The sequence below is a fragment of the uncultured Campylobacter sp. genome (assembly GCF_963517995.1).
Lineage (GTDB): Bacteria > Campylobacterota > Campylobacteria > Campylobacterales > Campylobacteraceae > Campylobacter_A.
In genome coordinates this window covers 1-7,207 of the sequence record NZ_CAUQHQ010000115.1, presented here as the reverse complement: position 1 = coordinate 7,207, position 7,207 = coordinate 1, and the positions used below count along the sequence as shown (strand labels likewise).

The following is a 7,207-nucleotide window of genomic DNA, read 5'->3' as shown; positions in this document are numbered from 1 at the left end:
CTCTTATATCTTTTACTGCCAGGCGCATCTCTTCGATAAAGTTTTGATAGATGTTTTGCTTATCTTCGCCGCTTTTATTTAGATAGCTTGCTGCTTTTAGTTCGTCCCAGTCGCCGTTTTGAGATTTGTAGTTTTTTATGGTTTTTACGGTTTTGTTTAAAATTTCGGCTATGCGCTCAAGGCTGAAGCCTTTTAGATAAAGCTCCTTAGCAAGCTCTTTTATATTTGGTTTCTCAGCCATTTAAATCCTTTAAGTCCATTTTTTTCTCGCTGTGTCTAAACGCTCTTATACCGAGCCTGGGCGCGCTATCGTCTTCTATTTGGCTCGGAAGCTTCTTGCTAGCCATCTTCAAAAGCAGAGCGTCCATCTTTTCTATCTGCTCATTCAGCGCCTCTTTGGGAAAGTTGTTGCGCTTTTTGAGCTCGATAATAGTCAAATTTACGCCGATGTCTTTTAATAGCGGCGTAGGGTTTTGCGGAAGTTTGATGAAAGAGGAGATATAAGCCAAGGCATCGTTTACGCTATCGTCTATGACGCTTTGATTAACGGCGCCGCTTCCTTCAAAGTCGCTGAGTTCTTGCAGCTCTCTAGTAGAAACTTCTTTTAGTAGATCCTCGTTTGTTAAAACCATTATTTCGTCTCCAAATATTTTAAACCTTTTGACCGTATTCGTTATTAGCTTTTAGCGAGCGTTAAAAGCGCGTTAAAACGTTTAAAATATTTTTCTCGTAGTTTTAGTCGTTTTTGATTTAAAAGGGCGTGAGGCGTCTTGATTTCGCGGACGAGCAAAGCCCGTCCTTGCGACAGGGAGTTTTACTCCCTTGACCCACCTAAAGCCCTGCCTTACGGCGGGTTCCCAGCTTTGTTACATTTTTAGCTCGATGATCGCGTCAAGCCTATTGCAGATCGGAAGCGGTCTGCTTTCGCTAACAATGCCCCAACCCATACCTTTATCGAGCACCTCCGGAGCCGCAGCAAAGAATTTCGTCGGAGCCTTTCCGATGGCGGACGTATGGTTTGCTCTCGTATAAACTACCTCAAAGATGTCGTCCATCAAAGGCACTACTATGCCTTTCTTGCCGCTCATGTAGCTCGTATCTCTGCCTTTCGTATTTTTGTACGAGGCATCGTAAGGCATAAAGGTCTTGCCGAAAAGTTTAAGCGTTAAAGCGCCGTTGCTATCTACGACTTCGCAGGATTTTAGTTTTAGAAGCTCTTGGGCTTCGGCTAGTTTAAGCAGCTCGCCAAAAAGCTCTCTAGTTACTAGCGCGATATACGGCTTTGCAACGCCTAATACCTCTTTTTGAGCGGCCTCGATATCGCTTAGCAAATCCAATAACTTAGTCGCATTCGTGATAGTTATCTCTTTTCTATTTGCGCTAAGCTCAAACAGCACCTTCCCTTTGCCGTCCATTACCTTACCGAAAATAGCGCCTATGGCCATATACTCTACGGTGTTGGCGATATTGCTCTTTTGACTAGCTAGTTTTTTGCCGATAGCCGCAGACAATGATTTAAGCTGCTCGCTTTGGGTATTGAGCGTTCTTAGTAAATTCATCTCGCTAGCCGGGAGGGTATCGTACTGCGGGAAGCGAGGAAGCGGTACGGAGATGATAGTTTGGTCGGGATTTTTAGTCACCAAGTGCTCTCCGTTTTCGCTAACGCTTTCAAGGATTACGCCCGCGCCTTTTTCGATGATAATGTTATGGGTATTGGAAAGCGTCGGAGTCCATTTTTTGAAAAACGTATCCGTTATAAAATTTTGATCGACCTTAGTCTGAATTATGATCTCAGTCATCGCCTCGACCGTAAATTTTTTTAAAAGTTCATCCATTTTTATCTCCTTATCTCACTATAATTTTTTGTTTGAACAGTGCGGTTTTTAGCTCCGCGGCGGCGCCTTCCAGCATTACCTCGCCAAGCACCAGCACGTCGGCTTCTTTGGTGGCTTCTACATTGTCGCAAAGCACGCCAAATACTGCTTGGGCGTTTGCGATGGTCGTAGTTTGATTGTCGCTGGTCACTGCGGCAAAACTCTCGCCGCCGTTAATACTAAACAGCACGGCTCCGCACTCTAAAACCTTTGTAGTCTCTACTTTGGCGTTAACGCCTAGCACCTTGTTTACGACCACGTCTCCGATGGTCTTTGGCTTTTTTTGTTCGTTAGACATTTTATTCTCCTCCTAATGCAAATTTAACGACGTCTATTTCTGCGTCCGATTGGCTTTTGTTGGCAAACATATCGTTACTCGGTATGCTCGTTTTTTGTCGCGGCGGCATAACGCCTTTTAAAAACTCATTAAAGCCGTTTAAATCGGCTTTTGCGTAGCTTAGCGCCCACTGCTTTTGGCTTTCTTGAAGCTTGTTTGCGACAATAGCCGCATCTACCGCGCTTTGAGCTAGTTGTTCTTTTAGCGCAGCAACCTCTTGTTTAGAGGCGTCAAGCTGATTTTTAAGCTCGACTATCTGAGCCTCATAGCTTGCGCCGCTTTGCGTAGCAGCCTGAGCCTGCGGCTCGCCTTTTGGATTTTTCGCATCATCCATGTTCGTCTCCTTTGTGAAATTTTTATTCGCTCTTACCTCTCCGAGTTCGTCTAAAAACGGCTTATTGGTTAGCGCCGCGGAGTGCAGCGTGCAGCCCTGCCAGGCTCCTGTCTTTTCGTCTACGCCCATAAAGTCGTAAACCGGGCTAAGATATTTATATTCGCCGTTTTTGATGAATTCTTTTGCTTTGGTCGTCCAACTTACGCGCCCGTAAAGCGCGCCGTCTTTTATAAAAAGCTCTTTTACCCAGCCAGCGGCAGGCGCTATCTCTCCGCTTAGGGTCTGGTGCTCGTAGTCGATCACTATATCTAGGCTGCGCTTGTCGAAATTTAGTTTCATCTTTTCGATATCGGCTGCGTCTATACTAAACGTTCCTCCGGCGTGTCCTTGCCAAACGCCGGTTACGGCCAGGCAAATTTCGCTTAAAACTCCTTCTTTCTCGTCCTTTAGCGCGATTAAGTCTTTGGTTATGAGCATAAGAATTCGTCCTTTTCTAAAAATTGCGTTCGTATCTGCCTGGTTAGCACGTAGACGTAGCCGTAGTCGGTAATATCGTTTAGTGACGCTTTAGCGTTTTGGGGTTCTATCCTAAACTCATTACATAAATTCGAGTTTCTTAGCTTTTCATCTATTGCCTCGCATAGAGCGTAGGCTTTAAATTTATTGGCTTGTCGGTAGTTTTGATTTTTGTTTGAAGTGCAGGCTAGTATATGGATATTATACGTCGCGCTTCGTTCTACTACGTTTTCGTATTTTTCATCCACGAACTCTACGAATACGAAGCTCTCGCCGCCTTTTATCAGCAGCTCCATCTCTTCTTTACTGTTAAACTCGCCCAGGTACGCTTTAGTTACCGAGTTTTTGGGTTCGGCCGCTTCTTTAATCGTGTTTATCAGTTCTTTTTCAAATTCTTCTAGCATTTAGCGCCTTTGATTATTTTTGTGCGAATTATGAGCTGTTTTGTGCCGAAAATCTATTACGGGACTTTGACAAAGTTTTTTAACAAAAAATCGTGATAGATTTTGAGACGGGTATGGCGTAATATTGCGGCAAAAGTTTGGAGGACGCCATGACCTTAATAGAAAAAATCAAAGAAAACGAGGGTCTTAAAGATCATAGGTACGAGGATAGCTTAGGAAGACTAACCGTGGGCTACGGCTTTTTGCTTGCCGCGCTTACGGCCGACGAGTTAGCGCTAAACGGCGGCAAATACGAACCCATGAGCAAAGCGACGGCCGATAAAATTTTAGAGCTCAAGCTTGAAAAACTAACTGCTGCAGTCTTTGCGACGTTTGATTGGCTAAAGGAAAAACCAAAAAACGTCCAAGAAGTGGTGATAGAAATGGCCTATCAGCTAGGCGTTTCAAAGGTTAAAAAATTCGTAACCACGATGCACCATATAAGAGCGGGCGAATATAGAGCCGCCTATCAAAGCGGTATGAGCTCTCTTTGGGCAAAACAAACGCCGAACCGGGCAAAGAAGGTGCTAAATGGGCTATTTGATAACTAAGCTTCCGATCGTAGGCTTTGCATTGGCCGCGCTTTTGGGTCTTGCTTGCGTAAATTTGTTCCTCGAAAATTCAAGGCTAGAAGGCGTAAATTCCGTCTTGCTTAAAGACCTTGAAAGCGTAAAAGAGAAAAACGAGCGACTGACCAAGGACTACGCTACGGTAAAAAATAATCTAAACGCCTGCAACGTATCTCTTTCTTTGCAAAACGAAGCTATAAAGGCCGCCGCGGTAGAGATCGACGATACTCCGTCAAAAGAGGCCGAACGGATAAAGAAGATCTACGTCAAAGATAAAAGCTGCGAGGCCGAACTGGCGGCATATAAGGAGCTGTTTCGTGATTAGGATTTCGCTTTTTTGCCTATTTGCTTTAATATTTGCGGGCTGCGCGGCCAAACCTCAAGCGAGCGAGCCGCATATCATTTATCAAGAAAAATACGTACCCGTAAAGTGCAATGCCAAGATGCCCGTAAAACCTAAAAACGACGGTACGTTCGAGACGGATAAGAGGATTGCTATTTACTACCGCGATTGCGAAAGATTTCTCAAACAATGCCTGGGGATAAAGGAATAAAATGGAAAATAGCCTAAATTTTAGCGACGAGATCAAAGAAGCTACGGGACTTATAAACTCCGCCGGAGCTTGGGGAGCGAATGAGTTTTTGGTCTTTATGGTAATTTTCGGCTTTATAGTATTTGTGGTGATCTTTTGGCTACTAAACAAAACCGCGAACAAAAACTCCGAAATTTTGGTGGATATTTCCGTAAGAAGCAACGAAGCTATAAATAACAACACGGCCGCCACCAGAGAACTGGTAGAGACGCTACGCACCGAAAACGGCGCGAACCGCCAAAAACTAAACGAAATTCACGACGACGTAAAAGAGATAAAACAAAACGTTAGACGAAGGCGACCTATTAAAAATAATAAATTTAGCGAGCATATCGGTGATGAGTAGGGAATATTTTATAGAAATCGCAACGATTAGCGAAGTTCGCGGTGACAAGGCAAGAGTGGCCGTAGGCTCAATGGTTACCGATTTTTTGCCGGTATTTCAAAGCTTCTCAAACTCCTTTGCCGTGAGCTTCTCTCCTATCAGGGTAGGCGAGCAGGTGCTGGTCTTGCCCGTAAGAGGCAACCTAAACAGCGGCGTCATACTTCGCGGACTCTACCAAAGCGCGCATAAAGAGGAGCCGACGGATAAAAAGGTGCGCGTAAGCTTTGAAGACGGCGTAAGCATGAGCTACGATACGGCTAGCTCGACTCTTGAAATTTCGGCGCCGAAGCAAATAAACATAACTTGCGGCCAGCTGAATTTAAAAGGCGACTTGGAAATAGGCGGCAGCATCCACGCTACGGGGCGCATCATAGACGAGGGCGGCAATACTCCGCACCACTCGCACTAGGAGATGAGTATGGGATATCTTACGACTATAGAAGAGAGTATAAAAGACATCTTGCTTACGCCCCTTGGTTCGCGGGTTATGTTGCCGGAGTACGGTAGTCGCTTGTTCGAGCTAATAGACCGAAGGGTAGACGACGAGTTTAGAGCCGATCTGGCCTGCTACGTCATAGAGGCCGTAGAAAGATGGGAAAAAAGAGTGAAGATAGATGAAGTAAAGCTAATAAGCCTAAAAGACCATAAGCTAAATTTTAATATCGTTCTAATTAGCGGCGACGAGATAGGGATAGAGCTATGAGCTTTTTAAAAAATTTACCGTATCCGGACGTGATCGAAGAGCTTAACTACGACGAGCTTTTAAAGGGCGTTAAAGAGCTTTTTAAAAGCTATTTGACGGACAAAGAAATTTCGCTTTTGGAGAGCGATAACTATTCGGCCCTGCTTGAAACGCTGGCTTACCGCGAGCTGCTTTTGCGAGCCAGAATCAATAGCAGCGTAAAAGCCATGCTGCTGCCTTTTTCAAGCGGAAGCGATCTTGATAATATCGTAGCGATATACGGCATAGAGCGGCTAAAGGGAGAAAAGCCGACGGCCGGTATCGAGCTTTCGCTTTCAACCCCTAGGGATGCGGATACGATAATTCCGGCCGGAAGCGTTTTAGTTAGCGACAATGGCGACGTCGCCTACGTCAAAGAAACGGCGATCGTCAAAAAAGGAGAACTAAAAACTACGGCCGTATCGGTGCTTGATAAATTTATAAAATCAAGCCCGCTAAAGTGTGAATATATCCAAACGCCTTTCCCGTTCGTATTAAAAGCAAAGCAACTAAGCGATTTTAGCGGTGGCGCAGAGGTAGAAAGCGACGAAAGACTAAGGGAAAGAGCGGTACTTTCTCTTGAAAGATTTAGCACTGCAGGAAGCGCAAAGGCCTACGTCTATCACGTTTTAAGCGCAAATTCAAAGGTAATAGAGTGCAGCGTTAATAACGGCGGGCCGGGAGTAGTTCAAATTTATCTAAAAAGTTTAGATATGAGCGAGGATACGCGCGCTAGCGTAGCGGAGTATTTAAGCGGCGAGAAAGTGAGGCCATTTACCGACAAGGTAGTAGTCAAAAACGCCCGAATCAAAGACATAGAAATCAAAGCGACGCTGGAGCTTACCGACATGTTTTTGCAAGATATTATAGACAAAGAAATAAAAGCATCTAGAAAAAGTCTAAAACTAGGCGAAGACCTAAATTTGAGCTATATCTACTCTATGTTACATAAAAATGGAGTGTACCGCGTAAATTTAGCCGCTCCGACTGCAGATACCAAAGTAGACGAGGATAGCTTTGTCAGAATAAGCTTTAACCTATCGTATGCAAAGGCAGAACTATGACGATGCTTCCCGGACACAAAAGCAAATTTGATAAGAAATTTGACGAGTTTTTTGATGTCAGGCTTAATGAGCTCGACCTTGGCTCAATAAACATCTTGGCTACTTCTTGTCCGACGCCTCTTTTACCTATCTTAGCCGATAGCTTTGATGTGGATATAGACGGGCTTGGCGAAGATTCAGCTAGAAAACTCATTAAAAATGCCTTTGAGATACATTATTACTCGGGCACCCTTTATAGCCTAAACAAAGCATTGCGCTCGTTTTATGCTGATATTAGGATTCTTGAGTGGTTTAGCTACGACGGCGAGCCTTACTGTTTTAAGGTCGAAATAGATCTCAAAGATGACGGCACGGACGAGACGAGATACAAA

13 protein-coding genes are annotated in these 7,207 nt (G+C 44.5%); 7 read left to right on the top strand and 6 right to left on the bottom strand.

What is annotated here, in order from left to right; genetic code table 11:
* The 6 genes from RYL88_RS10255 to RYL88_RS10230 form a co-directional block, all read right to left on the bottom strand.
* Positions 1–241 (bottom strand): DUF1804 family protein (locus tag RYL88_RS10255; protein WP_314991057.1); only part of this gene is annotated, 241 nt, incomplete at its 3' end.
* Complete coding sequence (locus RYL88_RS10250; RefSeq protein WP_122862019.1) at positions 234–632, bottom strand: phage protein Gp36 family protein; 399 nt, start codon at positions 630–632, stop codon at positions 234–236. The genes RYL88_RS10250 and RYL88_RS10255, both read right to left, overlap by 8 nt.
* A gap of 234 nt (positions 633–866) precedes the next feature.
* A complete protein-coding gene (locus tag RYL88_RS10245; protein WP_297967157.1) occupies positions 867–1,835 on the bottom strand; it encodes a major capsid protein in 969 nt (322 codons plus the stop codon).
* A gap of 10 nt (positions 1,836–1,845) precedes the next feature.
* Entirely contained in the window at positions 1,846–2,172 is a 327-nt protein-coding gene (locus RYL88_RS10240) for a hypothetical protein (protein WP_297967160.1), read from the bottom strand.
* Position 2,173: 1 nt separating this feature from the next.
* Entirely contained in the window at positions 2,174–3,022 is an 849-nt protein-coding gene (locus RYL88_RS10235; protein WP_297967163.1) for a phage protease, read from the bottom strand.
* Entirely contained in the window at positions 3,013–3,465 is a 453-nt protein-coding gene (locus RYL88_RS10230) for a hypothetical protein (RefSeq protein WP_297967166.1), read from the bottom strand. The genes RYL88_RS10235 and RYL88_RS10230 overlap by 10 nt, the downstream gene beginning before the upstream one ends.
* A 149-nt stretch (positions 3,466–3,614) precedes the next feature.
* Here RYL88_RS10230 and RYL88_RS10225 point away from each other — a divergent pair, with 149 nt between their 5' ends.
* The 7 genes from RYL88_RS10225 to RYL88_RS10195 all read left to right on the top strand — a co-directional run.
* Positions 3,615–4,055 carry a lysozyme gene (locus RYL88_RS10225; RefSeq protein WP_297967169.1) on the top strand — a complete coding sequence of 147 codons (441 nt, stop codon included), beginning with the start codon at positions 3,615–3,617 and terminating at the stop codon, positions 4,053–4,055.
* Positions 4,036–4,398 carry a hypothetical protein gene (locus tag RYL88_RS10220; RefSeq protein ID WP_297967173.1) on the top strand — a complete coding sequence of 121 codons (363 nt, stop codon included), beginning with the start codon at positions 4,036–4,038 and terminating at the stop codon, positions 4,396–4,398. Before RYL88_RS10225 ends, RYL88_RS10220 begins: the two co-directional genes overlap by 20 nt.
* A 230-nt stretch (positions 4,399–4,628) precedes the next feature.
* On the top strand, positions 4,629–5,012 hold the full coding sequence (locus RYL88_RS10215) for a hypothetical protein (RefSeq protein WP_297967176.1): 384 nt from the start codon (positions 4,629–4,631) through the stop codon (positions 5,010–5,012).
* On the top strand, positions 5,005–5,460 hold the full coding sequence (locus RYL88_RS10210; protein ID WP_297967178.1) for a phage baseplate assembly protein V: 456 nt from the start codon (positions 5,005–5,007) through the stop codon (positions 5,458–5,460). Before RYL88_RS10215 ends, RYL88_RS10210 begins: the two co-directional genes overlap by 8 nt.
* Positions 5,461–5,469: 9 nt before the next feature.
* Positions 5,470–5,754 (top strand): GPW/gp25 family protein, encoded by a 285-nt coding sequence (locus tag RYL88_RS10205; protein WP_297967181.1) that lies wholly within the window; start codon positions 5,470–5,472, stop codon positions 5,752–5,754.
* Positions 5,751–6,836, top strand: a complete 1,086-nt coding sequence (locus RYL88_RS10200) for a baseplate J/gp47 family protein (protein ID WP_297967184.1) — start codon at positions 5,751–5,753, stop codon at positions 6,834–6,836. Before RYL88_RS10205 ends, RYL88_RS10200 begins: the two co-directional genes overlap by 4 nt.
* Positions 6,833–7,207 (top strand): phage tail protein I (locus tag RYL88_RS10195; RefSeq protein ID WP_314991047.1); only part of this gene is annotated, 375 nt, incomplete at its 3' end. The genes RYL88_RS10200 and RYL88_RS10195, both read left to right, overlap by 4 nt.